This window comes from Allorhizobium sonneratiae (genome assembly GCF_023700755.1).
Classification (GTDB): Bacteria; Pseudomonadota; Alphaproteobacteria; order Rhizobiales; family Rhizobiaceae; genus Allorhizobium; species Allorhizobium sonneratiae.
This window is the reverse complement of sequence record NZ_JAMKOJ010000003.1, coordinates 152,320-177,926: the sequence shown is the minus strand read 5'-3', so window position 1 is coordinate 177,926 and position 25,607 is coordinate 152,320. Positions and strand designations below refer to the sequence as shown.

Genomic DNA, 25,607 nt, shown 5'->3' with positions numbered 1-25,607 from the left:
CATGGATGCCGCATGTCTGCCTTTTCCCGATTTACGCCCCTGATCACCCGCCTGCCAGCCACGGTTCCTTTCGTCGGACCGGAAGCCATTGAGCGCAAACAGGGTCTTGCCGTGAAAGCACGCATTGGCGCCAATGAAAGCGGTTTTGGTCCCTCACCGAAAGCATTGGCGGCCTTGACCCAGGCTTCAAGCGGAATATGGGCCTATGCCGATCCGGAAAACCATGATCTGAAACAGGCGCTGGCTCACCATTACGGCCTTCGCCCTGACAATTTTGCCATTGGTGAGGGGATTGATGATCTTTTAGGTCTGACAGTGCGACTGGTCATCGAGCAGGACATGCCTGTAGTGACGGCTCTTGGCAGCTATCCAACCTTTCATTTCCATGTCACCGGTTTTGGCGGCAGGCTCGTCACCATGCCCTATGTCAATGACAGGGAAGATCTCGATGCCCTGCTCTCGGCGGTGAAAAAAGAAAATGCCCCGCTTGTCTATCTTGCCAATCCTGACAATCCCATGGGCAGTTGGCATGATGGTGATGATATTGTGGCGTTTGCGCGTTCCCTGCCTCAGTCCTGCCTGCTGATTCTGGATGAGGCCTACGGCGAAACCGCGCCGACATCGGCCATTCCCCCGCTGGAGACACTGATCGATCTTCCGAATGTGGTGCGGATGCGAACATTCTCGAAAGCTTATGGCCTGGCCGGTGCACGTGTTGGGTACGCCATTGGCACGGCTGGCACTGTTTCGGCTTTCGACAAGATCCGCAATCATTTCGGCATGGTGCGCACATCCGTGGCTGCGGCCTTGGCGGCGCTGGACGATCAGGATTATCTGGCGGAAACGGTCACCCGCATTGCCGCCGCCCGTGAGCGCATTGCAGCCATCGCCTTGAAGAACGGCCTGACCCCACTGCCCTCGGCCACGAATTTCGTTGCTATCGACACCCATGGCGACGGTGGCCGAGCCCGCGCCATTGTTGATGGACTGATGCAGCACGGCGTCTTTATCCGTATGCCGGGTGTTGCGCCGCTCAACCGCTGCATCCGCGTCAGCGCCGGCCTGCCAGACGATCTCGATCTTTTCGCCGAGGCTTTACCCAAAGTCCTTGCCGGGCTCTAAAAACCCAGATGAAAGGTCAGGCGGCAATCATCCATTCCCGCGCGGCCCGAAGAGCCTTGGCGATCTGGATCTTGCTCATCGTCTCGGCCAGATCGGCACGCAAGGCGGCGGAACGATCACAACCCTTGATGGCGGCAATGTTCAACCATTTATGCGCCGCCACAAGATCCTGCTCACAGCCGCGACCGGTGGCATACATCAAGCCGAGAATACGGAAGATATCGGCATCCGCATCGCCGCCCATCGCGGCCACTGCATCTGCGGTCATTTCATAGCGTGCCATTGGTCTATCCCTGTCGATGGTGCGGTCTGGTCTGCCCGCCCGGGGCTGTTGCCAGCCCCGATGGCGGGTAAGTCTTTTTGTTGGTGTTTGTCGTAACGAGAAAACCGGTTTCCACTTTCTCTGACAAACTGTTCTTCTTGGTGTTTGTCATAGCGAGAAAACCGGTTTCCACTTTTCTCTGACAAACACAGTATCCCTGTTTTCATCGATGGCCCGGAGCGCCCCTTTTCAAGGTGTTTTCATCTCTCAAGCCTGGCAGGTTTCCTGCTCGTTTGATGAACCCATTATGACCGGCACCCTTCAAAATGCGCTTAAAATCCATGATTAATACACTGAAAATGCTATGAAAACGCTTTGGTAACTTGTCTTTTCGTTAAGCATGACATCCCCGCCGTTCAGGGCATTTCAGGTTAATTTTACCAGGTTTTTACAGGTGTGGCTTAACCATTCCTTCACCATGATTGCGGGAGATGGATTTTTCGCCTGCTGGTTTTCGTATCTCTGCCTGCTGGCCTCATCACCTTGACGCATCAGATAAGGGGTCGTACCGCTACAATGCTGTGCAGTTTTGGGCAGAATGAGAGATAAAGGCGCAAGCAGAGGAGACATGCTTTGTCGGAACGGCTGGTGATCGTCGGCGCAGGACAGGCGGCTCTTTCGCTTGCTGCCCGCTTGCGCATGAACAAGGATGAACGACCGATCACCATGATCGGCCTTGAACCGCATCCGCCCTATCAGCGACCTCCACTATCGAAAAAATATCTCATGGGAGAGGCCGGATTTGAATCGCTGCTCCTGAAGCCTCTCGACTGGTACCGGGACAATCATATCGATCTCAGGTGCGGTGTCTGGGTCGAAGAGATCCACCGCACATCCCGTCAGGTGCGGTTGCAGGATGGCGCCGTGCTTGACTATGACAGGCTGGTTCTGGCAACCGGCTCCAGTCCACGTCGCCTGCCGCAAGCTGTTGGTGGCAACCTGCAGGGTGTGTATACCGTGCGGTATAAGGAAGACGCCGATCGGCTTGCAGAGGTTATGAAACCAGGCCGACGTCTCCTGATTATCGGAGGCGGCTATATCGGCCTGGAGGCCGCCGCCGTGGCCCGCAAGGCGGGACTGGAAGTGACCCTGATCGAGATGACGGAGCGCATCCTGTCGCGCGTGGCAGCGAAACAGACAGCGGATGTGATCCGGGCCATTCATCTGAGCCACGGCGTCGTGATCCGTGAAGCGACCGGCCTCAAGCGCCTGATGGGCGAAAACGGACGCCTCACCGGCGCGGAGCTCGCCGATGGCAGCAGGCTTGAGATCGATATGGCCATTGTCGGGATCGGCGCCAATGCCAATGACGATCTGGCCAGTTATGCTGGCCTTGAGACCCGCAACGGCATCATCGTCGATGAAAAGACAAGCACCGCGGATCCGGCCATCCATGCTGTCGGAGATTGCGCGCTTCTGCCCTGGGGTGACCAGCATATCAGGCTGGAATCGGTACAGAATGCTGTCGATCAGGCCGAAGCTCTCGCCGATATTCTGACCGGCAAGGCAGATGCCTATCGTCCACACCCCTGGTTCTGGTCGGACCAATATGATGTCAAGCTGCAGATTGCCGGGCTCAATCTCGGCTATGACGAAACCGTGCTGCGGCCCGGAACCCGGAATGGCAGCCTGTCAATCTGGTATTTCCGCGATGGCCTTTTTCTCGCTGTCGATGCGATCAACGACGCCAAAGCCTATATGAGCGGCAAAAAGCTGCTGGAAATGGGGCGCTCGGTCAACAAATCCTTCCTCTCCGACGCCACACGTGACCTGAAGGAACTTTTAGCCTGAAGCAGGTCGCGTTGTTTCCTTGTCCTCAATGGCACGAGCATGGACATGCAGCACAACAAGGAACAAGGCGACTGGCTTGAACCTGTTTGGAACGAACCGCTCTCACTTTTGTTTTCCCGCATGACCGGACACCAAACCGTTTCGCATTTTTCCGGGAATTGCCCGGATCGGTTTTCTAGCGCACCGTAGTTTACGTTTACGTTTGCGTAAGTTATTTTATCGTCCTGCCGGCCAGCCTTTCGGGAGAGGTGAGATGGACCGGTCTGGAGGGAGAGAGAATGAAGGCTATCATAACGCTTTTGGCGCTGGGCTTGAGCGCATCCGCAGTCTTTGCCGCCGAACCGATTGAAGGCAAATGGAAAACAGCCAACGGCGAAACCGCTGACATTAGATCCTGCGACGGCAGTTTCTGCATCACGCTGAAAACCGGGAAATTTGCTGGAAAGACGATCGGTACGCTGAAGGGAACCGACAGCAGCTATACCGGGGAAATCACAGATCCGGAAACCAACAAGACCTATTCCGGCTCGGCCAATATCAGCGGCAATGCCATGCGACTCAAGGGATGCGTGCTGGGCATTTTGTGCAAGAGCCAGAGCTGGACCCGGATATAACAGTCGGGCGCGCAATTTCAGCTGGAATATTGCGCGCGCCGCACTTCTGCGCAAGCCCGGCAAAAGCCGATCTGGCTATGCTTCAGACGGGGACATGAAGCAAGAGAGGTAGCGCAGATGCAGCTTGTCCGCCGCTTGAGCAGTTTTACCCTGATCATGGCGCTTTTTGCCCTGTCTGTCAGCTGGGTGGTCTGCAAAGAGCAGAGACCGTACCAGAAAGACATGATATCGCAGCAGCGACTTATTGCCCGGTTCTGAGCCCTCGCCAGACACATCTGACATTCGCTCGCCCCTTGAACGAGGATGTCTTTTGCTTGTCAGCAAGAGCGGTTTATAATGGCGCATGAACACACGAATCGTCTCCTTGAAAACGCCGGGCTTCATCAGTCCCGCCCCGTATGAGCCAAAATATTTCACCAACGAAGTCGAGGCCGTCGCGGCCTTGACCGAAATTTATGAACGCAATACCCGTTTTCTCATCGATACCTTTGGCAAGCTGGCCAATGGTGCCGCTGTGGAGGGCCGATACCGCGCTTTTTACCCGCAGGTCAGCGTCTCGACCAGCAGTTTCGGCCATCTCGACACCCGTCTGTCCTATGGCCATGTCACCTCGCCCGGCACCTATACGACCACCATCACCCGGCCGCATCTCTTCCGCCATTATCTGAAGGAACAGCTGGCGCTTTTGATGCGCAATCATCAGGTGCCGGTGCTGGTAAGTGAATCGACCACGCCGATCCCGCTGCATTTCGCCTTTGGCGAGGGGGCCCATGTCGAGGCTGCGGCCAGCGGTCTGGCCGATCTTTCCCTGCGCGATATTTTCGATACGCCGGATCTGACCACGACCGATGACGAAATTGCCAATGGCGATTACGAGCCGGCGCCGGATCAGCCCTTTCCGCTTGCTCCCTTCACCGCCCAGCGCATCGATTATTCGCTGGCGAGGCTGTCGCATTACACGGCGACCAGCGCCGATCATTTCCAGAATTTCGTCCTTTTCACCAACTACCAGTTCTATATCGACGAGTTCTGCGCCTATGCCCGCTCCCTGATGGAAAAGGGTGGCGAAGGCTATACCGCCTTTGTCGAACCGGGCAATGTGGTGACGCTGGCCGGAGAGAGCGCACCGTCTTCTGGCGCCAATCCGCCCCGTCTGCCGCAAATGCCGACCTATCACCTGAAAAAGAAGGGGCATGGCGGCATCACCATGATCAATATCGGCGTCGGCCCCTCCAATGCCAAGACGATCACCGATCATGTCGCGGTGCTGCGCCCGCATGCCTGGGTGATGCTTGGCCATTGCGCCGGCCTGCGCAACAGCCAGCGGCTCGGCGATTATGTGCTGGCGCATGCCTATATGCGCGAGGATCACGTTCTGGACGACGACCTGCCCGTCTGGGTGCCGATCCCGGCGCTGGCGGAAGTGCAACTGGCGCTGGAGGCCGCCGTCGAGGAAGTCACCGGCTATGAGGGCTTCGAGCTGAAGCGGATCATGCGTACCGGCACTGTCGCCACCATCGACAACCGCAACTGGGAACTGCGCGACCAGCGCGGACCGGTCAAGCGGCTGTCGCAAGCCCGCGCCATTGCTCTCGACATGGAATCGGCCACCATTGCCGCCAACGGCTTCCGCTTCCGCGTGCCCTATGGCACGCTGCTCTGCGTCTCCGACAGGCCGCTGCATGGGGAACTGAAGCTGCCGGGCATGGCCAGCGCCTTCTATAAGACGCAAGTGAGCCAGCATCTGCAGATCGGCATTCGTGCCATGCAGAAACTGGCGGAAATGCCGTCGGAAAAGCTGCATTCGCGCAAGCTTAGAAGTTTTTACGAGACCGCATTCCAATAAGTTGCGAAAAGACCTTGGCAGGCACGGTCTGATATGCGACTCAATGAACAGGGGGATATCTCCCTGTTTCATCAGGATCGGCGTGGGGTAAGGGACATCCGATCTTTCTTGCGGTCGCTGCCAGGGCTTGCCCTTTTTCAGGCATTTGCCGCTCTTCAAGGATGCGTCATCAAGATGACAGCATCCACCGGCGACGATGGTTATCCGTCACAGGCTGGGCGCCGGGCTCAGGATCATCACTCGTCCCATGCCCCCATTGTCTGCTCGACCTGCCGCATCTCATCTCCATTTCGGAAAATCGGTTCTCAAACCGGCTCTCCTGCTGCTGGCAGGCTATTTCCTGCTGGAATTGCTCGTGCGTCTGGCGCTGCCGTCCTCGCTGGAGCTGGATGAAGGGCAGCAGATGTTTTTTTCGCAGGCTCTGGCGCTTGGTTATGGCGATCAGCCGCCGCTGTACAACTGGCTGCAATATGGCGTCATTAAGCTTTTCGGTCCAACGGTGTTTTCGCTGGCGCTGCTGAAAAACCTGATGATGTTTGCCACGTTTAGCCTGATGGCGTTGACGGCATCCCGGCTTTTGACCAGCCGGGCGCTGATCATGATTGCCACCTTCGGCATCATCACCATGCCGCAGATCAGTTTTGAAACGGCGCGCGACCTGACCCATACGGTTGGCTTGCTGTTTTTCACCGCGCTTCTTTTATTTTCTCTGGTGACATGCCTGCAAACGCAAAAACGAAGCGCATTTCTGCTGCTCGGACTGGCGATCGGCGGCGGCATGCTGACGAAATATAATTTTGCCCTTGCGCTCCTACCTGCCCTTGCTGCCGTCGCACTGGATACTGATCTGCGCCCGCGCCTCTACAATCGCCGCTTTCTTGGCGCGCTGGCGCTGGCCGTCCTCATGATGGCGCCGCATCTGATCTGGCTGCTGAACCATATCAGCGAGGCCACTGACGGGCCGATCGACAAGCTGACAGATGACGATCTTGGCTATGTGACAGCGGTTTTCATTGGACTTTTTGCACTGCTCAAGGGGGCGCTTGCCAATATCGGCCTGACCTGCCTGCTGCTGCTCATTCCCTTCGGCAGGATTGCGCCAAGGGCGTTCCGTGCCGATAATGGCTGGAGCAGGCTTTTTTACCGAATGATGCTGCTGACCCTGCTGCTCTTTGCCATCATCATCGCCTTTGGCGGGTTCAGCGTGGTGCGGGAACGCTGGCTTGCCCATACATTCATCGCCTTTCCGCTGCTGCTGTGTCTGAAAGTCGAGGCAAGCGGCCTGGCCGATGAGCGGCAATGGCGGCAGTTTCTGCCGGTGGTTCTGGTGATCATGGTGCTCATTCCCGCCGTGATCGCCGAACGGGTGGTGACGATGAGCTATGTGAGCAATCCCGACAAGAAAAACGTCCCCTATGCGCCAGCCATTAACCGCATTCTGGCGCAGGCCGGGCGACCGCCGGCGCTCATTCTCGCCTCCGACGATCAGTTGGCCGGCAATATTCATCTCGTCCGGCCCGATCTGCCGGTCTTAACGCCGAAAAGCGCACTCCTGACCCCACCGGATCATTTCAGTGCAGACAAACCGCTGCTGGTCATCTGGCGCGATGATGGAAAGAGCAATCCGCTCATGCTGAAAGCGATGAAGGACTGGCTGCGTCACTATCCCGGTCTTTCCGCCCTTTCGACCGGCGAAATCGCCCTTCCCTATTTCTACAGCCATGGCAAGGCGCTCTACAGCTTTTCCTTCGGGCTTTATACCCAACCGGCGGAACAGGTCACAGATTGAACGAAGGAGACATTTCCTCAAAAATGCTCTTGCAAAAAATTATCTAAGATATATCTTAGTTCTAGTTTCAATAGAACGAAGGATATCTGATATGCGATTTTTTCATCGTGATCATCATGGAGAAGAGCGGGGACATGGGCGGCACGGGCCGCATCCTTTCATGCACGCCATGCGTCGCGGCATGGGTGGCTTTGATGGCGACCAATTCGAACAGCGCCGCGGCGGGCGCAAGCGCGTCTTTGACAGCGGCGAACTCAGACTGGTGCTGCTGAAGCTGATTTCAGAACAGCCGCGCCATGGCTACGATCTCATCCGCGCCATCGAGACCCTGTCTGGCGGCGCCTATGCGCCGAGCCCCGGCGTGGTTTACCCGACCATGACGCTGCTGATCGACATGGACCTGGCCGAAGAACAGAGCCAGGAAGGACCGCGCAAACTTCTGACCATCACCGAGGCCGGACGTCAGCATCTCGAAGAGCATGCTGACGAGGTTGCTACCGCCATGGCGCGGCTGGCGGCTTTGGCGAAGATGAGCGAGCGCACCGATGCTGCCCCCATTCGCCGCGCCATGCACAATCTGAAAACGGCGCTGCATACCCGTCTCACCGAAGACGGCACGAGCCGGGAAACCCAGTTGGAGATTGCCCGCATCCTCGACGAAGCCGCCAGCAAGATTGAAAGGCTCTGACAATGGCAAAAACCATCGCGACCATTCCCACCGAAAACGGCTGGAAATATGTGCAGCAATTGTGCAAGCACTGGAGCCACAAGCTGCAGGTGGAATTGACGGAAAACCGCGGCCTCGTCCGTTTCGAGACGGCGACCGCCCTGATGACCTGCACCGACAACGCCATCACCGTCGAAATCGACGCCGACAGCGCAGATCAGCTCGAGCGGCTGAAGGGCGTCGTATCCAGCCATCTCGACCGTTTCGCGTTTCGCGAAGCACCGCTGACCTATGACTGGAAAGCGGCCTGATTATCTGAGGTCACTTGTCACGAACCAGTCGAGCGCCTGCCGCAATGTATCAATCACCTGATCCACTTCAGAACGGCTGATGATGAACGGCGGAGAAAACAGCATGCGGTCGGCTGTGGCGCGCACAATGACGCCATTGGCCAAACAATGATTGCGGATGGCGCTGCCGATCGGGTCGGGCTTTTCATAACGGCGGCGGCTGGCCTTGTCCGCCGTGATCTGCACCGCCCCCATCAGTCCGATGGAGGGCGCCTCGCCAACGGCCTCGTGATCGCAAAGAGATTGCAGGCCCTGCGCGAGATAGGGGCCGATCTCATCACGCACCCGGCTCACCAGCGCCTCTTCCTCCAATATTCTGAGGTTTTCCAGCGCCGCCGCTGCGCAGACCGGATGGCCGGAATAGGTATAGCCGTGATTGAACTCGCCGACCTCCTCGATCAGCACCTTTGCCACCCGGTCTGACACCAGAACACCGCCAATCGGCAGATAGCCGGAGGACAGCCCCTTGGCGATGGGTGCGAGATCGGGTTCGAAGCCGTAATGCTGATAGCCGAACCAGGAGCCGAGACGGCCAAAACCGCAGATCACCTCATCCGACACCAGCAGAATGTCATGAGCCTTGCAGATACGGACAATCTCCGGCCAGTAGCTTTCCGGCGGAATGATCACGCCGCCCGCTCCCTGAATGGGTTCGGCAACGAAGGCGGCGACACGCTCTGCCCCCAGTTCCAGAATTTTGCTCTCCAGTTCCCGCGCCGCCTTCAGGCCAAACTCTTCCGGTGAAAGATCGCCGCCCTCGCCATACCAATAGGGCTGGTTGATGTGGTGAATACCTTCGATCGGCAGATTGCCCTGTTCATGCATGTATTTCATGCCGCCGAGCGAAGCCCCCGCCACGGTCGAGCCGTGATAGCCGTTCCTGCGGGCAATGATCTCGGTTTTCGTCCCCTGCCCCAGCGCCTTCCAATAGACACGTGCCAGGCGAAACCAGGTATCGGTCGCTTCCGAGCCGGAATTGGTGAAGAACACATGATTCATGTGGGGACCCGCCAGCGCGCAGATCTTTTCAGCCAGAAGGGCGGCGGGCGGCGTGGTCGAGCCGAAAAACGTGTTATAATAGGGCAGTTCGCGCATCTGCGCCGCCGCTGCCTCAACAATCGAGGCTCGGCCATAGCCAACATTGACGCACCAGAGCCCACCAAAGGCATCGAGATAACGTTTGCCGGTCGAATCCCAGATATAAACGCCTTCCGCACGGTTCATCACCCGCACACCCTCGGCAGCCAGTTTCTTCATGTCGTTGAACGGATGAAGATGATGAGCGGCATCGATGGCGGCAAGATTGGAAAGCGGGGATGCAGTCTCGGTCATCGTCTTATCCTGTCACATTGAAAGGCGGTCGAAATTTGGCTACGACCATGAAGAGCATATCGCATTTTTGCAAGAAGCCCGAAACGGAAAGATGAACAATGACCGACAGCCTCCCCATCGACCCACAGGCAAGAATCGAAGTGCTGCTTGTCGGCATGAACGGCGATCTGCGCGGCAAGATGATCCCGCTTTCGGCTGAGGACAAGGTGTGGAAGAAGGCTGTGCGACTGCCATCCTCCACCCAGTCGCTGGACATCTGGGGTGACGACAACGACGATATTACCGGCATTTCGCTGACACTCGGCGATCCCGATGGCATTTGCGTGCCGGATCGGCGCACGCTTTGCAGCATGCCCTGGGGGCCTCAAGGCTCGAAACAGGTGCTGGCGACCATGCATGACCTGGATGGCGCACCCTATTTCGTCTGCCCGCGCGGCATTCTGGCGCGGGTGCTGGAGCGGTTCAAGGCGCTTGGTCTGACGCCGGTGGTGGCGACGGAGCTGGAATTTTATCTGATCGAGGACGACTGGCGCGAAACCGGTCGCCCGGCCCCGCCGAAAGCGCTGCAATATCGCGGCGAGCCCAATGGTTTCCAGCTTTACGACATGCGCGCCACCGCCGCCATGGAAGACTATCTGGCGACGCTGCGTGGCTATTGCGATGCTATGGATCTGCCCGCCGACGCCACTACGGCGGAATTCGGCCCCGGCCAGTTTGAGGTCAATCTGCTGCATCGGCCGGATGCGCTGGCGGCGGCCGATGACTGCATCTATCTGAAACGTGCTGCCGAGTATGCCGCCCGCCGCCACGGGCTGAAATCCACCTGCATGGCCAAGCCCTATAGCGACCATGCCGGTTCCGGCCTGCATGTGCATATCAGCATTATCGACAATGAGGGCCGCAATATTCTGGATGCGGCAGGCGCCGAACCGGTGCGGCTGAAATCGATCACGGCGGGACTGATGCAGACCATGGCCGAAGCGCAGCTGATCTTTGCCCCCTTTGCCAATTCCTACCGCCGCTTCCAGCCCGGTTCCTTTGCTCCCGACCGGATCGACTGGGGCTTTGGCCATCGTGGCACGGCCATCCGCATCCCGGAAAAGGACGGCCCCGGTGCGCGGATCGAGCATCGCGTTGCCGGCGCCGACGCCAATCCCTATCTATTGCTCACCGCCCTGCTCGGCGGCATCCTGCGCGGTCTGGAAAACGAACTTGATCCCGGCCCCGCCACGACGCCTGATGAAACCGGACACCATGCCGGGTTCCTGACCCATGACTTTCTCACCGCCGTCGAGGCCTTCCGCCAGTCCGCTTTCATTGCCGATATTTTCGGCAGTCAATATCAGCAGCTTTACGGCGACACCAAGCGCAAGGAGGCGATCACCTACCTGCGCAGCGTTTCGGATTTCGACTACCGCACCTATCTGCCCCGCATTTAGCACTGAGGCTTTCGGGATGAAATTTGCGCATTTGCCAGAAAAGTGAGCAAGACATCCTTTTTTTAACGAGGCTCGTAAACTTATATTTACACCGGTCTCTGGCGGCGCGCTGTGGAAAACCCGTTTCAAGCCTTGACAAAATGCGTGTCTGCGAGGCGCACGCTACCGGAAATATTCTTTTCTTTCCAATAGGATAGCGCCTTTCTGCAACTCAAGCTCCTGTTTTTCTTGAAGGAAGGGGCTTGTTTTTTGTGCAGGATTACAATTTGGTCAGCGCTCGAACCAATACCTGTGGGCATGGAGAGTGGAATGGCCTCGATGAAACTCAAACTCCTTTCGGCGGTGCTGACCGGCACCCTTCTTTTCGGCGCAAGCTCGGCACTTGCAGAAGTTGTCCTGCACCGGGGCAATGGCGGCGAGCCGACCTCGCTCGATCCGGCGCATGTTTCCATCGATATCGAAGGCTTCATCATCGGCGATCTCTTTGAAGGCCTGGTGGTGTTCGACAATGCCGGCAAGATCCAGCCCGGCGTCGCCAAGGACTGGAAGGTCTCCGATGACGGCCTGACCTATACCTTCAATCTGCGTTCCGACGCCAAATGGTCAAATGGTACGCCGGTGACGGCAGGCGATTTCGTCTTCGCCTGGCAGCGCGAGATGAACCCGAAGACGGCGGCGGAATATGCCAATATCCTCTTCCCGATCAAGAATGCCGAAAAGGTCAACAAGGGCGAGCTTCCCGTCGACCAGCTCGGTGTCAAAGCCGTGGACGATCATACCCTGCAGGTCACGCTGGAACAGCCGACCCCCTATTTCCTGCAGCTGATGACCCACTACACCGCCCTGCCGCTGAACAAGGCGAATGTCGAGAAATTTGGCGACCAGTTCGTCAAGCCGGGCAATCTCGTTTCCAACGGCGCCTTCAAGCTGGAAGACCGCGTGCCGAACGATCACCTGACTGTGGTGAAGAACAGCGATTACTGGGACGCAAAAGACGTCAAGATCGACAAGGTGATCTTCTACCCGATCGACGACAAGGCCGCCGCCATGCGCCGTTACGAAGCGGGCGAGCTGGATGTCAGCTACGATCCGCCGGTCAGCCAGCTCAAGGATCTGCAGAAGAAATTCGGGTCTGAGGTGCACAAGGTTCCAGCACTTTCCACCGAATATTACGCCTTTGACACCCGTGAAGCACCGATGACCGACGTGCGCGTGCGCCGGGCGCTGTCCATGGCGATCGACCGCGATTTCATCGCCTCGGATATCCGCCAGGGTGCCGTTTCGCCCGCCTACAGCTTTGTGCCGCCGGGCATGGAAGGCTATGGCACAGGCCCGCAGCCGGATTTTGCTTCGCTGTCGCAGGTCGACCGTGAAGACAAGGCAGCCGCCCTGATGAAGGAAGCCGGTTACGGCAAGGGCGGCAAGCCGCTCAACATCGAGATCCGCTACAACACAAATTCCGACCATGAAAAGCTGGCGACCGCCATTGCCGACATGTGGAAGACCGATTTCGGCGCCAATGTGAAGCTGACCAATCTCGATGTCGCCTCGCACTATTCCTATCTGAAGGATGGCGGCAAGTTCTCGGTTGCCCGCGCGGCCTGGGCTGCCGACTATGCCGATCCGCAGAACTTCCTCTTCCTGCTGCTTGGCGACAACAAGACCTTCAACTATTCGCATTGGAAGAATGCCGATTACGACAAGTATATGGCTGAATCGGACAAGGAAAAGGATCCGGCCAAGCGCATGGATCTGATGAAGAAGGCTGAGGCCATTCTCGTCAATGAACAGCCGATCATGCCGATCTACTATCGCTCCAATATCTGGATGGTGTCGAAGAAGGTCAAGGGCTGGGGTGACAATGCCGTCGACTGGCATCTGTCGAAATATCTGAGCCTCGACAAGTAAAAACAGGAGAAGCAAGGACGCGCGAGGTTTCCGCAAGGCGACCTCGCGCGTCAGCTCTTTGAACCATGATCAGCTTTGTTCTCCGACGGTTTTTAAGCGCCGTTCCGACGATTTTCATCGTCGTCACCATCTCGTTTTTCCTGATGCGCTTTGCGCCGGGCGGTCCCTTCGACCTGGAGCGGCCCTTGTCGCCGCAGACCATGGCGAACATCAACGCCACCTTCCATCTGAACGATCCGCTGTGGCTGCAATATGTGCATTATGTCATCAATGCGGTGCGCGGCGATTTCGGCCCGAGCTTTGTCTATAAGGACAGCACGGTTTCGCAGTTGATTTCCCAGGCGCTGCCCTATTCCGTCGAGCTTGGCGGTATTGCATTGTCGCTGGCGCTGATTGGCGGGGTGATCATCGGCACGATTGCGGCGCTCAACCAGAACAGCCTGTTCGATTTCGTGCTGATGGCTTTTGCCACTGTCGGGGTGACCGTACCGAATTTCGTCGTCGGCCCGGTGCTGACACTGATTTTTGCGCTGATGCTCTATTGGCTGCCTGCTGGCGGCTGGGGCGATGGCTCAGCCTATTATCTGGCGCTGCCAATCACGGTTCTCGCCTTGCCGCAGGTGGCCATTATTGCCCGACTGACGCGCGGCTCGATGATCGAGGCGCTCCATACCGACCATATCCGCACGGCAAAAGCCTATGGCCTGCCGTCGCGCGTGGTGGTCGTTACCCATGCGCTGCGCGGCGCGCTGCTGCCGGTCGTATCCTATCTGGCCCCGGCTGCGGCTGCCCTTTTGACCGGCTCCGCCGTCGTCGAAAGCATTTTCACCATTCCCGGCATCGGCCGTTATTTCGTCATCGGCGCATTGAACCGTGATTATCCGCTGGTCATGGCCACGGTTGTCCTGGTCGCGGTGTTCGTGATCCTCTTCAATCTGCTTGTCGATATTGCCTATGGCCTGCTCGATCCGAGGGTCCGTCATGACTGAGACCGCCATCATCGCTCCCACAGTCGAGGGTCGCAGCCTCGGTCAGCTTGCGCTTTTGCGTTTCCGCCGCAACAAGGCGGCCATGGGCGGGCTGATCATGCTGATCGCCATTGCTCTCTTCTCTTTTGTCGGACCGCTGTTTTCCTCGCACAGCTACGATCAGGTTTTCACGGCCTATATTTCCGTGCCACCAAGCCTTGAACCTCTGCCCGCCACCGGCACGCTTCATGATGTGGCCGATGAGGCCGCGCATCGCGCCCGGCTGACGCTTGCCGCCTTCGAGGTCAAGCACGGCACCTTCACCGCGACGCTGACGGCGGAAAAGCCGATTGACCCGCGCGTCATCCGCTATTTCGACCGGGTGGACCAGTTCAAGAACACCGTGGTCAAGGAAACTGCGGCGGACCTGAAGACCATGGTGCTGACCGGCCACGTGGTACAGGAATATTTCTTCTTCGGCACCGATGGCAATGGCCGTGACCTTCTGGTGCGCGTCATGCTCGGCGGGCAGATTTCCATAGCCGTCGGCCTTGCCGCCAGCCTCGTGTCGCTTGGCATCGGCGTCGTCTATGGTGCAACGTCCGGCTATCTCGGCGGGCGCGTTGACAATATCATGATGCGTATCGTCGAAATCCTCTATTCGCTGCCCTTCGTCTTTCTCGTGGTGGTGATGGTGGTGTTTTTCGGCCGTTCCTTCCTGCTGATCTTCATTGTGATTGGCGCGGTGCAATGGCTGGAAATGGCCCGCATCGTGCGCGGCCAGACACTGTCGATCAAGCGGCGCGAATTTGTTGGCGCAGCCGAAGCGCTGGGGCTGACCGACTGGCAGATCATCCGCCGTCACGTTATCCCGAACACCATCGGCCCGGTCATCGTCTTCGTCACGGTGGTGGTGCCGCAGGTGATCCTGACGGAAAGTTTTCTCTCCTTCCTCGGCCTTGGCGTGCAGGCGCCGCTGGCAAGCTGGGGAACCTTGATCGCAGACGGCGCGGCCAATATCCAGAATGCGCCCTGGCTCTTGATCTTTCCGTCAATTTTCTTCGTTCTCACGCTGTTTTCGCTGAATTTCGTCGGCGACGGCCTGCGTGACGCGCTCGATCCCAAGGACCGATAAGCATGGATACGCACACTTCTCCAACCGTGCTCACCGTTGACAAGCTGAAGGTCGATTTCACCACCCCGGATGGCGAGGTCAACGCCGTCAAGGGCGTGTCCTTTAAGGTCAAGAAAGGTGAAACGCTCGCCATTGTCGGCGAATCCGGCTCCGGCAAAAGCCAGACGATGATGGCGATCATGGGGCTTCTTGCCGCCAATGGCCGTGTCTCCGGCTCGGCCCGCTATGGCGAGACTGAAATGGTCGGCGCCGATCTCAAGACGCTGAACGGCGTGCGCGGCGCAAAGATCACCATGATCTTTCAGGAGCCGATGACCTCGCTCGATCCGCTCTACACCATCGGCAGGCAGATTGCCGAACCGATCGTCTTCCACCGCAAGGTCAGCAAGGCCGCCGCCCGGGCGCGGGTGCTGGAACTTCTGAAACTGGTGGGCATTCCCGAACCGGAACGGCGCATCGACAGCTACCCGCATGAGCTTTCCGGCGGCCAGCGCCAGCGCGTGATGATCGCGATGGCCTTGGCAAACGAGCCTGACCTTCTGATTGCCGACGAGCCGACAACGGCGCTGGACGTTACCATTCAGGCGCAGATCCTCGAATTGCTCGCCGATCTGCAGAAGCGTTTCGGCATGGCCATCGTACTGATCACCCACGATCTCGGCGTGGTCAAGCATGTGGCCGACCGGGTGATCGTCATGCGCAAGGGCGAAGTGGTTGAACAGGGCAGCCGTACCGATATTTTCGAACGGGCCAAGGCCGATTATACGAAAATGCTGCTGGCCGCGGAGCCGACCGGTTCCAAGGCGGCCCCGCCTGCCGATGCGCCAACCGTTCTGGAAGGCAAGAATGTCATCGTCGATTTCACCATTCGCTCCGGCATTCTGTTCAAAAGCAACAACAAGTTCCGCGCGGTCGATCATGTCAATGTCAGCCTGCGCGAAGGCCAGACCATCGGCATTGTCGGTGAATCCGGGTCCGGCAAGTCGACACTCGGACGGGCGCTGCTGAAACTTCTGGAGGCGGAAGGCCGGTTTAGCTTCGACAATGCGGATCTCTCCCATCTCGACCGGGCGGGCATGCGGCCCTATCGCAAGAAAATGCAGCTCGTCTTCCAGGACCCTTACGGCTCACTCTCGCCGCGCCTGACGGTGGGCGAAATCATCACCGAAGGCCTTTACGTGCATGAGCCAAACCTGACCAAGGCACAACGCGACCAGCGCGCCATTGCTGCACTGAAGGAAGTCGGTCTCGATCCGGCCTGGCGCAACCGCTATCCGCACGAGTTTTCCGGCGGCCAGCGCCAGCGCATCGCCATTGCCCGCTCGATCATCCTCAAGCCAAAAGTGGTGATCCTCGACGAACCAACCTCTGCCCTCGACCGCTCGGTGCAGCGACAGGTGATCGAGCTTCTGCGCGACCTGCAACAGAAGCACAATCTCTCCTATGTCTTCATCAGCCACGATCTTGCGGTGATCAGAGCGATTGCCGACCATGTGATCGTGATGAAGAACGGCAAGATCGTCGAGGAAGGCCCGACGCAAGACATCTTCGACGCGCCGGCTGAAGACTATACCAAGGCGCTGATCGCCGCAGCCTTTACCCACTAGAGCATTCTCCCGAGAAAAGTTCATGGCGGTTTTCCGTCCGGAAATGCGTAAAAACAAAGGGTGACATCATGTCGCGTTTCATTGACCTCAATGAAACGCGACATGCTTTCAATCCTAACCGATTTCAGGAATTATGCCGTAGGCCGTTATACGCGCTGCGACCACAAGATGGCCGGTCTCTCGATAAATTCAAAGAAGATCTCTGCAGCAAGCAGTGCTACCGGTATGGCGATCAGGGCGATGGTTTGCGGACCAAGCATCTGGCCGAACTGTTGTTGAAGATACTGCAAAATAATAAAATGCGTCAGGTAAAGACTATAGGAAATCCGGCCGAGCCATTTGAGAACAGGCCATTCGAGTCTCTGCTTCAAGGCCGTCCAGTTCAGGGCCAGCGAGATCATCACGACCGAACCCACTATGCTCATCTGATCCAGCAAGACGCTCATCAACAGATAGGCGAGTACCAAAAACAGCCATTTTCTTGACCTGATGACGCCCCAGACCCGATTCTGATGCTTGACATCATGGGCCAAAAGCCCGCCCACAGCAAAACAGACCAGAAATCGCGCCGTAATCACCAGCGCCGCGCCGATCGTATCTGCCCCGTAGGGAAATTGCCCTATATGCAGGACAAAGAGAAGAACCTCCTCAATGCAGAACAGAATGCTCGTTATGCCGAGAGCCAGGAGCGGTTTGCGCGCGATCAGCAAAGCGAGAAACGGCATCAACAGCGAAATCCGCAGTTCAAACACCAGTGACCAGCTCGGTGGATTGATAGAAATGCCCAGATTTGTGCCCAAAGCCGCGCAGTAGCTGGCAAAGGCCATAAGCATATCGGGCCGTCCGGCGACAAGCCCGGTCGCCATACCGATCAGCCCAGCGATGCAATAGGGAGGATAAAGCCGAACCAGGCGTCTGGCCGCGTATCTGAGATAAGTCTGCTTTCCGACTTTACTCCAGATTGCATGCGCCAGAACGAAACCGCTGAGCACGAAAAAGAAAATCACGAAACTTCGCCCATTGACGAAAATTCTCAACGGCGTGTGATTGAGCATGCCTTGCGGCAAGGCAATTTGCAGACAATGGGTAAGAAGAACACCGAAAGCCGCCAGTCCTCGCAATGAATCCAGTGATTCATATCTTGAGACCGATCTGTTTAAAGCAGGTTCACTATCGCCATAGGCAGGGCGCATTTTTATAAATCCAATTATGGCGACCGCTCTTACTGCATAATTCCTTAAATCGAAATCGATTAAGATAAAATTATGAAGCATATTTAAAGTATTACAGCATCTTATGTGTGTTTGAGAAACGCACAGAAGATGCTGTAACGGTTTGATAGTAGCATTTGCACTGCATCTGCGGAACAGTTTCGAGCATGTTGGAATGAAATTGATATTTGAATACAGCCTATGAAAAAACGGGACGAAATGTCAAATTGATCACAGGAGAGCATTCTGCCGAAAATCGGAATCGACAGGATGCTCCAAGATTTTGTTTTCGCATCGTTTTTTCTGAAAAGTGTTTACCGGATTCTTGCCCAAAATACGCAAACAAAAGCTTGAAGCCTTTATTTTATCGCATGGTGGGATCGATCCTCATTTCACTCCGTGGGCGTCATGCTTTAACCGGCACAAGCACCTTTAATGCGCCGGCATGGATCGTGATATCGACATCGCGTGGCATCCGCAGCAATTCGCCGTCGATCACACAGGCAGCCCCCTTGCGGTGGGCAGGAAAATGCAGCCGCACGGCGCTGGCTGTCGCCGCCGTCACCGCCTGATTGTCCTTGAGCCGCCCTCTGAGAATATCAAATGTCAGCCGCAAGACGCCAGCGGTTGTCAGGGCTGAGGCGAGATAAATGCCGAGCTTGCCTGCCGTCAGCCCGTCGGCAATCAGCAAGGGATTGCTGCCCAGCGGATTGTTGGTCACCGAGAGAGCCGAAACCTTTCGATCATGGGTGACGCGCGCACCGTCAAGATCGGCTGAAACGGTAAACTGCGGCGGATTGACCATGACGCTTGCGGCCGCATGCAAGCTGGCGCGCATCTTGCCAAAACGAGAGGCAAAGCTCATGCGGTTTCTGAGCCGTACCATGCGGGCATGCATGCCGGCAGAGAACTGATGCACAAAGGGTCGGCCATTGGCCGTGGCGATATCGACAGAACGGACCTGCGCCTGCGCCAGCACATCGACGGCGCGCCAGATATCGAGCGGCAGGCCAAGCGTGCGGGCAAACAGGTTCATCGTTCCGGCCGGAACCACCCCAAGCGCAAGACCATGACGCCAGGCAATGCCCGCTGCTGCTGATATCGTCCCGTCGCCACCACCGGCCAAAAGCCCGTCATACCCTTCAAGAGCAGCAGATTTCAGCGCCTTGACGATCTCCTTGCCCGAAACCGTTTCGATCGTCAGATCATGACCGGCAGACCGAAAGGCCGCCTCCACATGACGACAGAAGCCAGCCATATCGGTTGTGCGAAAGGTGCCGCCATCGCGGTTGAACACAGCCTTGACCTTCATCTTTGCGTCACACCTTTGAAGTTATCGCTCATCTATCACCTCACGGAGAGGAACGAGCTGATCGCCACCTGTTCTTTTCAAGAGATCGGCATCACCTTGAAAAAGATCAAGTGCCGTGCTTTCCTTTCTACCGCAACGCAACATGACCTGCTATAAATGCCATATATGATTTGCTCGCCGATTCAGGCGGATAGTAGTCCATAATCCAGGCGCAACCCGCCTCCCCAGCCATACAGATGATGATCCGATGAATGATGCGACCCAGTTTGCTTCACGCCACCACGACAGCGTCAACCTTTCACCGCGCAAGGTGCTGTTGATCGAACTGGCCCTTGCGGTTGGCGGCTTCGGCATCGGCACGGGTGAATTCGCCATCATGGGCCTTCTGCCGGAAGTGGCCAAGACCTATCATGTCAGCGTACCGGAAGCGGGCCGCGTGATCAGCGCCTATGCGCTGGGCGTGGTGATCGGCGCGCCGGCCATTGCCGCCCTTTCGGCCAAGCTGCCGCGCAAAACGCTGCTGTTGATGCTGATGGGCATTTTTTTCATCGGCAATCTGGCCAGCGCTTTTGCCCCAAGTTTTTCAAGCTTTACCCTGCTGCGCTTTCTCACCGGCCTGCCGCATGGCGCCTATTTCGGCGTGGCCGCTCTGGTTGCCGCCAAAATGGCCGCGCCCAACAAGCGGGCGCGCGCCGTGGGCCGGGTGATGATGGGCCTGACGATTGCAACCCTGATTGGCACACCGATCACCACCTTTCTCGGGCAGATGCTGAGCTGGCGCGCCGCTTTCGTCACGGTCGGCCTGATCGGCGCGGTGACCATGGCGATGATCGCCATTCACATGCACAAGGATCGGGTGGCGGAAGGCGCCAGCATGGCGCGTGAACTCAGCGCCTTCACCCGGCTTCAGGTCTGGCTCTGCTTTCTGGTGGCAGCGGTTGGTTTCGGCGGCATGTTCTCCATCTTCAGCTATATTGCCAAGACAACGACGGATACTGCCGGTCTGCCGGTGGAAACCATTCCCATCGTGCTGACCCTGTTTGGCATCGGCATGAATATCGGCAATATCGTCGGTTCACGCCTTGCCGATTACTCGCTCAAAGGCACGATTGGCGGGATGCTTGTCTTCAACATTGCGATGATGACACTGTTTTCCCTGACGGCCTCCAATCCCGTGATGCTGTTCATCTGCGTTTTGCTCACAGGCTGCGGCTTTGCCGCCTGCCCGGCGGTGCAGACCCGGCTGATGGATGTGGCAGCGGATGCCCAGACGCTGGCCGCCGCCACCAACCACTCCGCCTTCAACCTGGCCAATGCGCTCGGCGCCTGGCTTGGTGGGTTGGTGATCACCTGGGGCTATGGCTATGGCGCCACCGGCTATGTCGGCGCGGCACTCTCTTTTCTGGGCCTGATCGTCTTCCTGATCTCCGTTGCGGTTGACCGCCAGGACAAAGCCGGAGCCAGCCGCCACATCGGCACAACAGTCTGAAAACACGCGCAAAAGCAAATGGTTTGCTTTTGCAAAACTGTCATCATCTTCAACCATTCAGATGCGAGAGGCCTTGACTTTTCAAGGCAATCGCGACAGTTATGAGAAGACGTGCGCAGCTTTGGCTGTGGCGCGGATATTAACGGAGCCATCCCTCAGATGCCAAGCGACAGTAGCAGTCGATTGTCTGTGCCGTACGCGGCCATCGTGCTCTGACATCTCCGTCAGCTCGCCCGGTCGGTCCCGTTACGGCGTATCGATCGACGGAAAGGCGAGCATGAATATCCAAAGCTTTCCCAGCCGGGCCGGCTCAGCCGCCCGTCATATTCTGAATGACAGCCTCAGCAAGGTGACGACCGCTGAGCGTGTCGAACAACTGAATGCGCTTGACATTGAAGAAGCCGCCGAGCTGTTGGGCAATATGCCGCAGCAGAAGGCGCTTCGCATCATTGCACGCCCTGAACTCAGCCATGCCGCCGACATTCTCGCCGCAATGCCGGTGGAGCAGTCGGCGAAGCTGCTGAAGGCCACCGCCCATGACCGGGTGGCCGATATTTTCCAGGCAATGGAAGAGCGCAAGCGCGGCGTGATTTTCGGCCGTCTCGATCCGCTGACGGCCAAGGCCGTCTCACATCTGATGACCTATCCGCAACGCACAGCCGGATCGATCATGACCACCGAATTCGTCAGCGTGCCGGACACGATGACGGTGGGCGAAACGCTGGACCATGTCAAAAAGGTCGAAAATGCCAGCGAGACGGTCTATGCCATCTATGTGCTGGATCACGAAACCCACTGTCTGACCGGCGTGGTGACGCTGCGCCGGTTGATCACCGGCGACCAGAATGCCTCGATCCTGACACTCACCCGCCGCGAAGGCATGGTCTCCGCCTCGCCTTTCATGGCGCAGGAGGATGTGGCGCGACTGATCCGCAAGAACAATCTGCTCGCCCTGCCGGTCGTTGATGACAATCAGCAGATGCTGGGCATTGTCACCGTTGACGACGTGATCGACACGATGATTGCCGACACCACCGAGGATGCGCAGAAATTCGGCGGCATGGAAGCGCTCGGCAAGCCCTATATGCAGATCGGCTTTGCCAGCATGATCAAGAAGCGGGCGGGCTGGCTCTGCGCGCTGTTTCTCGGGGAAATGCTGACGGCCAGCGCCATGCAGCATTTTGAAACCGAGCTGGAAAAGGCCGTGGTGCTGACGCTGTTCATCCCGCTGATCATGAGTTCGGGCGGCAATTCCGGCTCGCAGGCCACCTCGCTGATCATCCGGGCGCTGGCCGTGGGCGAGCTGAAACTGTCGGACTGGTGGCGCGTGGCGCTGCGCGAACTGCCGACCGGCGTCACACTCGGGGCCATTCTCGGCCTTGTCGGCTTTGCCCGCATTTCGCTCTGGCAACATCTCGGCCTTTACGATTACGGCCCGCACTGGATCATGATCGGCTTCACCGTCTTTGCCGCGCTGATCGGCATCGTGCTGTTCGGCTCCATGGCCGGCTCCATGCTGCCCTTCATCCTGCAAAAACTGCGGCTAGACCCCGCCAGCGCCTCCGCTCCTTTTGTAGCGACATTGGTGGATGTCTCAGGTCTGGTGATCTATTTTACGGTCGCACTGGCGATTTTGAGTGGGACGTTGCTGTAGGGGATGGGGCAGGAACGACGACGCTCGGGATCGGGACCCGGGTGGTTTTATGAAGCGGCATGATTTAGCTGGCTTGGGAATGAAGAAGCCCTGTTAACTGATCATACTCCGCCCTAGGCAGCTATGCGCCGTCATTCCAGCCGTTAAAGGAAGTTTCCTCTTGCTAAAAAGTCGGACATTGAGTCCGTCGCTGAACCATCGTTGAGCGCTGCAGATTTGCGACCGTGGAGGCTGCAGTTCAAGCTATGCATCTGATGCTCTAGGCAGCGGCGGAAGTGGACTGCATTCGCGAAGGGAACATTAATTTCGATAGAAACTCGTTTATGTGAAGCTATCCGATTTATTATTATTATGCCTGGCGTTGCATTTTACGTGCGGCAGCCCCATATCAACAAATAGTTGTTTTGGCCGAATTGGCTTTGCGGCGTCAGAGACCCCGCCTTTTACCTCCCGAACAAAGAAATAAATCCGTGTGGCCATTGCTGATGCGATCGGATTTCTCCGGGTCGCAAACTTTGCTGGTTGCCACTGACTTGGTGTCCTGAAGGTCATCTCGGTGTTCTGGTTCATACGGAAGACCCACGTCGCCTCATCGAGGCAATTCATTTGAGAGGGCATCATGACAACACGCACTGAACAAACCAACGTCGATTTTTCGTTCCCCTTTCGATTGCCATCTTTCACGGCACGGCAACCTGCCGGACTTTATCGCATCGACTACGACGAAGTGCAGATTGAAGCCGCCGCCCGACTTGCCTGGCGTCGTACAGGGGCATTCATCTTTCTACCGGCCATCGGCTCTAAAAGCACGGCGCAACAAATGGTGCCGATCGCGATGGCTGATCTCCACACTTTAATCGAAAGGGACCATGACCAGTCATGACAAAAATACCTTCAATAAATCATCGTGGACGCCCAGAGAGGCGTGCCGCGCCTACCCATCTTTACTCAATTGGACAGATTGTCAGAAAGAAGCGCGGACTTCCGACGGGCATCGGTAGTCCGGCTGAGACCTACCATATCACCGCGACATTGCCTGCCGCCGGAAATTCGCTGCAATACCGGATGCGTAGCGACAACGAGCGTTATGAACGGGTTGTCAGCCAGGACCTGCTCGAACCTGCTTTTGCGCGTCAATCCGACAGCGCATCGACCCTTCTAGAGGAGACCTTCGCTCATGGCTAAGGGACAGAAGAAAAGCAACCGTGAAATCAGGAAGCCGAAGAAGGAAAAGGCGGCTCCAAAGCCCGAGAACACGTTCGGTGGCCAAATGAAGCTTGCCGCCGCCGGCCAAGAGAAAGGCCCAAGACCCAAGCAGTCGTGAAACAACTCGTGTGGCCCCCGACATAAGGATCGCTGCGTCGCCGGACAAAGGAATGGATGACCATGACCGCCGATAACATTGTGATTATACGCAAGCTGCGGAGTGCCGCGATCAGCGTTTGGGAAAACGAAGGCGGCGCTCCCGGTCCCAGCACGGACGAAAACCAATTCGGACGCCGTATTGAATTGGACCGGTCATGGACGGTCTATCATGTGTACAGTGGTGCTCCCGCCATCATAGACGGGCAACACCTGACCGGGCTGAACAAGGCCTCCGCCACGCATGGTATGCTCTCCCTTAATCTACACAATATCGCTCATCAGGAAGGACGACTCTTAAGGCCGTCTGATCCGGAACGAGATCCTCCAAAGGAGCTATGATCATGACGCTTTCCTTCCCGAATGCCAGCCGCAGCTACGACGAGACACGAAAAGCTGTGCGCTTCGCCGGACATGATGGAATGTTTGAAATCCGCTTCTTCGTTGAATTGGATGCAATTGCGGGTTTGGATAAAAAATCCTCACAGGCATGGTCGGCGGAGGCGAGTTTCCTTTCAGCATTCGATACTTACCGAAAGGCCATCTATGATGTGGCAAGTCGAGTCTACTCGAAGGGCCGCCGCAACATCGTCACGTTGACCGCGACGGATTTTCGGTGAGCGATTACAAATGTTGATACGCTGCGGATATGAGATCACGCTGACCTGTCAGCAGCCGACTGCTCTGGTCTGCCTGCTTTCAGTCCATCCGGACTCGTTTGCAGATCTTCGAGTCCCTGAAACGGTTTTTACAAATCCCATCGTTCCGACATCAACCTACCATGACCTTTTCGGCAACCTATGCCGGCGGCTCGTGGCTCCGGCAGGCGACCTCACGATTTGGGGGGATGCAACGATCTGGGACGATGGCAAGCCCGACCAGGTACTGCCATTCGCGCAAGAAATGGCGGTTCCGGATTTGCCGGACGATTGCCTCGTTTACCTCACCGGCAGCCGCTATTGTGAAACTGACCGCCTCAGCCAGATCGCATGGGACACGTTCGGTCATATCAGTCCGGGATGGAGCCGGGTGCAGGCAATCTGCGATTTTGTCCACAGCCACGTTCTTTTCGACTACATGCAAGCGCGGTCCACTCGAACGGCCTTCGAGACCTACCAGGAGCGCATCGGCGTTTGTCGCGACTTCGCCCATCTGGCAGTGACGTTCTGCCGCTGCCTCAATATTCCTGCACGCTACATAAACGGCCACCTGGGCGATATTGGGGTGCCTGTTGTCGATCCGATGGACTTCAGCGCATGGATCGAGGTTTATCTCGCTGGTGCGTGGCGAACGTTCGATCCTCGCAACAATACGCCTCGGATTGGCCGGATCGTTGTGGCGCGCGGCCGCGACGCCGCCGACGTCCCGCTGATCAATTCATTCGGCCCGCATATTCTGAAGGCATTTCGGGTATGGACTTACGAAGTGCCCGAAGCCGTATAGATCAGGAATTCGATCGATAATACTGTCTGCGGATGTTCAGTATCTTTCAGAAAATACTTCGAATTGAAACTGTAAAAAAGAAAATAAAATTTATGCAAATAAAGTTTCAAATCGCCTTAATTCGAGTGAGCTGATGATGTATATATATTATGACGTTCTTTGAGAGCGTAATTATTTAAAATATCAAGCCATCTACACGCAAAACACCTTCCCGGAATTTTTTATCAGCGACCCAAAGGCCTGATG

General features: G+C 57.1%; 25 protein-coding genes. 20 read left to right on the top strand and 5 right to left on the bottom strand.

Annotation, left to right across the window (positions count from 1 at the left end):
* Nucleotides 1-12: 12 nt before the first annotated feature.
* On the top strand, nucleotides 13-1,122 hold the full coding sequence (locus tag NAC44_RS06450; RefSeq protein ID WP_250939186.1) for a pyridoxal phosphate-dependent aminotransferase: 1,110 nt from the start codon (nucleotides 13-15) through the stop codon (nucleotides 1,120-1,122).
* A 16-nt stretch (nucleotides 1,123-1,138) separates the two neighbouring features.
* Here NAC44_RS06450 and NAC44_RS06445 read toward each other — a convergent pair whose 3' ends face one another.
* Entirely contained in the window at nucleotides 1,139-1,405 is a 267-nt protein-coding gene (locus NAC44_RS06445; protein ID WP_250939183.1) for an SEL1-like repeat protein, read from the bottom strand.
* A 405-nt stretch (nucleotides 1,406-1,810) separates the two neighbouring features.
* Entirely contained in the window at nucleotides 1,811-2,014 is a 204-nt protein-coding gene (locus tag NAC44_RS06440; protein ID WP_250939181.1) for a hypothetical protein, read from the bottom strand.
* 3 nt (nucleotides 2,015-2,017) lie between these two features.
* Between NAC44_RS06440 and NAC44_RS06435 the strand changes: the two genes are divergently transcribed.
* The 6 genes from NAC44_RS06435 (at nucleotide 2,018) to NAC44_RS06410 (ending at nucleotide 8,462) form a co-directional block, all read left to right on the top strand.
* Entirely contained in the window at nucleotides 2,018-3,235 is a 1,218-nt protein-coding gene (locus NAC44_RS06435) for an NAD(P)/FAD-dependent oxidoreductase (protein WP_250939179.1), read from the top strand.
* Between the two features lie 278 nt (nucleotides 3,236-3,513).
* Nucleotides 3,514-3,849: a DUF2147 domain-containing protein gene (locus NAC44_RS06430; protein WP_250939177.1), complete on the top strand. Its 336-nt coding sequence runs from the start codon at nucleotides 3,514-3,516 to the stop codon at nucleotides 3,847-3,849.
* Between the two features lie 343 nt (nucleotides 3,850-4,192).
* A complete protein-coding gene (locus NAC44_RS06425) occupies nucleotides 4,193-5,695 on the top strand; it encodes an AMP nucleosidase (protein ID WP_250939175.1) in 1,503 nt (500 codons plus the stop codon).
* Between the two features lie 247 nt (nucleotides 5,696-5,942).
* Complete coding sequence (locus tag NAC44_RS06420; protein ID WP_250939170.1) at nucleotides 5,943-7,484, top strand: glycosyltransferase family 39 protein; 1,542 nt, start codon at nucleotides 5,943-5,945, stop codon at nucleotides 7,482-7,484.
* A gap of 91 nt (nucleotides 7,485-7,575) precedes the next feature.
* Nucleotides 7,576-8,172 (top strand): PadR family transcriptional regulator, encoded by a 597-nt coding sequence (locus tag NAC44_RS06415; RefSeq protein ID WP_250939168.1) that lies wholly within the window; start codon nucleotides 7,576-7,578, stop codon nucleotides 8,170-8,172.
* A gap of 2 nt (nucleotides 8,173-8,174) precedes the next feature.
* Complete coding sequence (locus NAC44_RS06410) at nucleotides 8,175-8,462, top strand: DUF2218 domain-containing protein (RefSeq protein WP_250939166.1); 288 nt, start codon at nucleotides 8,175-8,177, stop codon at nucleotides 8,460-8,462.
* Here NAC44_RS06410 and NAC44_RS06405 read toward each other — a convergent pair whose 3' ends face one another.
* A complete protein-coding gene (locus NAC44_RS06405; RefSeq protein ID WP_250939164.1) occupies nucleotides 8,463-9,833 on the bottom strand; it encodes an aspartate aminotransferase family protein in 1,371 nt (456 codons plus the stop codon). It abuts the gene before it with no gap.
* A 98-nt stretch (nucleotides 9,834-9,931) separates the two neighbouring features.
* Here NAC44_RS06405 and NAC44_RS06400 point away from each other — a divergent pair, with 98 nt between their 5' ends.
* The 5 genes from NAC44_RS06400 to NAC44_RS06380 all read left to right on the top strand — a co-directional run bounded on the left by NAC44_RS06400 (nucleotide 9,932) and on the right by NAC44_RS06380 (nucleotide 16,890).
* On the top strand, nucleotides 9,932-11,272 hold the full coding sequence (locus NAC44_RS06400; protein WP_250939162.1) for a glutamine synthetase family protein: 1,341 nt from the start codon (nucleotides 9,932-9,934) through the stop codon (nucleotides 11,270-11,272).
* A gap of 309 nt (nucleotides 11,273-11,581) precedes the next feature.
* Nucleotides 11,582-13,180: a peptide ABC transporter substrate-binding protein gene (locus NAC44_RS06395; protein WP_250939160.1), complete on the top strand. Its 1,599-nt coding sequence runs from the start codon at nucleotides 11,582-11,584 to the stop codon at nucleotides 13,178-13,180.
* Between the two features lie 65 nt (nucleotides 13,181-13,245).
* Nucleotides 13,246-14,169, top strand: coding sequence for an oligopeptide ABC transporter permease OppB (oppB, locus tag NAC44_RS06390; protein ID WP_250939158.1), 924 nt, complete (start codon nucleotides 13,246-13,248; stop codon nucleotides 14,167-14,169).
* Nucleotides 14,162-15,283: an ABC transporter permease gene (locus NAC44_RS06385; RefSeq protein ID WP_250939156.1), complete on the top strand. Its 1,122-nt coding sequence runs from the start codon at nucleotides 14,162-14,164 to the stop codon at nucleotides 15,281-15,283. Before oppB ends, NAC44_RS06385 begins: the two co-directional genes overlap by 8 nt.
* A gap of 2 nt (nucleotides 15,284-15,285) precedes the next feature.
* Nucleotides 15,286-16,890 carry an ABC transporter ATP-binding protein gene (locus NAC44_RS06380; RefSeq protein WP_250939154.1) on the top strand — a complete coding sequence of 535 codons (1,605 nt, stop codon included), beginning with the start codon at nucleotides 15,286-15,288 and terminating at the stop codon, nucleotides 16,888-16,890.
* A gap of 146 nt (nucleotides 16,891-17,036) precedes the next feature.
* On the opposite strand, the gene NAC44_RS06375 is transcribed toward NAC44_RS06380, so the two are convergent.
* Together NAC44_RS06375 and NAC44_RS06370 are read right to left on the bottom strand one after the other, a co-directional pair.
* A complete protein-coding gene (locus NAC44_RS06375) occupies nucleotides 17,037-18,083 on the bottom strand; it encodes an acyltransferase family protein (RefSeq protein ID WP_250939152.1) in 1,047 nt (348 codons plus the stop codon).
* A 424-nt stretch (nucleotides 18,084-18,507) separates the two neighbouring features.
* Nucleotides 18,508-19,413, bottom strand: coding sequence for a diacylglycerol/lipid kinase family protein (locus NAC44_RS06370; RefSeq protein WP_250939151.1), 906 nt, complete (start codon nucleotides 19,411-19,413; stop codon nucleotides 18,508-18,510).
* 247 nt (nucleotides 19,414-19,660) lie between these two features.
* On the opposite strand from NAC44_RS06370, the gene NAC44_RS06365 reads away from it, so the two are divergent.
* The 8 genes from NAC44_RS06365 to NAC44_RS06330 all read left to right on the top strand — a co-directional run bounded on the left by NAC44_RS06365 (nucleotide 19,661) and on the right by NAC44_RS06330 (nucleotide 25,361).
* The gene (locus NAC44_RS06365) at nucleotides 19,661-20,902 is read left to right on the top strand and encodes an MFS transporter (protein ID WP_250939148.1); all 1,242 of its coding nucleotides are present in this window, start codon (nucleotides 19,661-19,663) and stop codon (nucleotides 20,900-20,902) included.
* Between the two features lie 277 nt (nucleotides 20,903-21,179).
* On the top strand, nucleotides 21,180-22,556 hold the full coding sequence (mgtE, locus tag NAC44_RS06360; protein WP_250939146.1) for a magnesium transporter: 1,377 nt from the start codon (nucleotides 21,180-21,182) through the stop codon (nucleotides 22,554-22,556).
* 619 nt (nucleotides 22,557-23,175) lie between these two features.
* The gene (locus NAC44_RS06355; RefSeq protein WP_250939144.1) at nucleotides 23,176-23,439 is read left to right on the top strand and encodes a hypothetical protein; all 264 of its coding nucleotides are present in this window, start codon (nucleotides 23,176-23,178) and stop codon (nucleotides 23,437-23,439) included.
* On the top strand, nucleotides 23,436-23,741 hold the full coding sequence (locus NAC44_RS06350; RefSeq protein ID WP_250939142.1) for a hypothetical protein: 306 nt from the start codon (nucleotides 23,436-23,438) through the stop codon (nucleotides 23,739-23,741). The genes NAC44_RS06355 and NAC44_RS06350 overlap by 4 nt, the downstream gene beginning before the upstream one ends.
* Nucleotides 23,734-23,880, top strand: a complete 147-nt coding sequence (locus NAC44_RS06345) for a hypothetical protein (protein ID WP_250939140.1) — start codon at nucleotides 23,734-23,736, stop codon at nucleotides 23,878-23,880. The genes NAC44_RS06350 and NAC44_RS06345 overlap by 8 nt, the downstream gene beginning before the upstream one ends.
* 56 nt (nucleotides 23,881-23,936) lie before the next feature.
* Nucleotides 23,937-24,260, top strand: a complete 324-nt coding sequence (locus NAC44_RS06340) for a hypothetical protein (RefSeq protein WP_250939138.1) — start codon at nucleotides 23,937-23,939, stop codon at nucleotides 24,258-24,260.
* Nucleotides 24,261-24,262: 2 nt separating this feature from the next.
* Nucleotides 24,263-24,538, top strand: a complete 276-nt coding sequence (locus NAC44_RS06335) for a DUF1488 family protein (RefSeq protein ID WP_250939136.1) — start codon at nucleotides 24,263-24,265, stop codon at nucleotides 24,536-24,538.
* 10 nt (nucleotides 24,539-24,548) lie between these two features.
* Nucleotides 24,549-25,361 carry a transglutaminase-like domain-containing protein gene (locus tag NAC44_RS06330; protein WP_250939125.1) on the top strand — a complete coding sequence of 271 codons (813 nt, stop codon included), beginning with the start codon at nucleotides 24,549-24,551 and terminating at the stop codon, nucleotides 25,359-25,361.
* The last annotated feature ends 246 nt before the right edge of the window (nucleotides 25,362-25,607 follow it).

Excerpts from the sequence above, each read along its gene's own strand:
- NAC44_RS06450 (WP_250939186.1), top strand. The coding sequence starts at position 13 with ATGTCTGCCTTTTCCCGATTTACGCCCCTGATCACCCGCCTGCCAGCC.
- NAC44_RS06445 (WP_250939183.1), bottom strand. The coding sequence starts at position 1,405 with ATGGCACGCTATGAAATGACCGCAGATGCAGTGGCCGCGATGGGCGGC.
- NAC44_RS06440 (WP_250939181.1), bottom strand. The coding sequence starts at position 2,014 with ATGTCTCCTCTGCTTGCGCCTTTATCTCTCATTCTGCCCAAAACTGCA.
- NAC44_RS06430 (WP_250939177.1), top strand. The coding sequence starts at position 3,514 with ATGAAGGCTATCATAACGCTTTTGGCGCTGGGCTTGAGCGCATCCGCA.
- NAC44_RS06425 (WP_250939175.1), top strand. The coding sequence starts at position 4,193 with ATGAACACACGAATCGTCTCCTTGAAAACGCCGGGCTTCATCAGTCCC.
- NAC44_RS06420 (WP_250939170.1), top strand. The coding sequence starts at position 5,943 with ATGCCCCCATTGTCTGCTCGACCTGCCGCATCTCATCTCCATTTCGGA.
- NAC44_RS06415 (WP_250939168.1), top strand. The coding sequence starts at position 7,576 with ATGCGATTTTTTCATCGTGATCATCATGGAGAAGAGCGGGGACATGGG.
- NAC44_RS06410 (WP_250939166.1), top strand. The coding sequence starts at position 8,175 with ATGGCAAAAACCATCGCGACCATTCCCACCGAAAACGGCTGGAAATAT.
- NAC44_RS06405 (WP_250939164.1), bottom strand. The coding sequence starts at position 9,833 with ATGACCGAGACTGCATCCCCGCTTTCCAATCTTGCCGCCATCGATGCC.
- NAC44_RS06400 (WP_250939162.1), top strand. The coding sequence starts at position 9,932 with ATGACCGACAGCCTCCCCATCGACCCACAGGCAAGAATCGAAGTGCTG.
- NAC44_RS06395 (WP_250939160.1), top strand. The coding sequence starts at position 11,582 with ATGGCCTCGATGAAACTCAAACTCCTTTCGGCGGTGCTGACCGGCACC.
- oppB (WP_250939158.1), top strand. The coding sequence starts at position 13,246 with ATGATCAGCTTTGTTCTCCGACGGTTTTTAAGCGCCGTTCCGACGATT.
- NAC44_RS06385 (WP_250939156.1), top strand. The coding sequence starts at position 14,162 with ATGACTGAGACCGCCATCATCGCTCCCACAGTCGAGGGTCGCAGCCTC.
- NAC44_RS06380 (WP_250939154.1), top strand. The coding sequence starts at position 15,286 with ATGGATACGCACACTTCTCCAACCGTGCTCACCGTTGACAAGCTGAAG.
- NAC44_RS06375 (WP_250939152.1), bottom strand. The coding sequence starts at position 18,083 with ATGCGCCCTGCCTATGGCGATAGTGAACCTGCTTTAAACAGATCGGTC.
- NAC44_RS06370 (WP_250939151.1), bottom strand. The coding sequence starts at position 19,413 with ATGAAGGTCAAGGCTGTGTTCAACCGCGATGGCGGCACCTTTCGCACA.
- NAC44_RS06365 (WP_250939148.1), top strand. The coding sequence starts at position 19,661 with ATGAATGATGCGACCCAGTTTGCTTCACGCCACCACGACAGCGTCAAC.
- mgtE (WP_250939146.1), top strand. The coding sequence starts at position 21,180 with ATGAATATCCAAAGCTTTCCCAGCCGGGCCGGCTCAGCCGCCCGTCAT.
- NAC44_RS06355 (WP_250939144.1), top strand. The coding sequence starts at position 23,176 with ATGACAACACGCACTGAACAAACCAACGTCGATTTTTCGTTCCCCTTT.
- NAC44_RS06350 (WP_250939142.1), top strand. The coding sequence starts at position 23,436 with ATGACAAAAATACCTTCAATAAATCATCGTGGACGCCCAGAGAGGCGT.
- NAC44_RS06345 (WP_250939140.1), top strand. The coding sequence starts at position 23,734 with ATGGCTAAGGGACAGAAGAAAAGCAACCGTGAAATCAGGAAGCCGAAG.
- NAC44_RS06340 (WP_250939138.1), top strand. The coding sequence starts at position 23,937 with ATGACCATGACCGCCGATAACATTGTGATTATACGCAAGCTGCGGAGT.
- NAC44_RS06335 (WP_250939136.1), top strand. The coding sequence starts at position 24,263 with ATGACGCTTTCCTTCCCGAATGCCAGCCGCAGCTACGACGAGACACGA.
- NAC44_RS06330 (WP_250939125.1), top strand. The coding sequence starts at position 24,549 with ATGTTGATACGCTGCGGATATGAGATCACGCTGACCTGTCAGCAGCCG.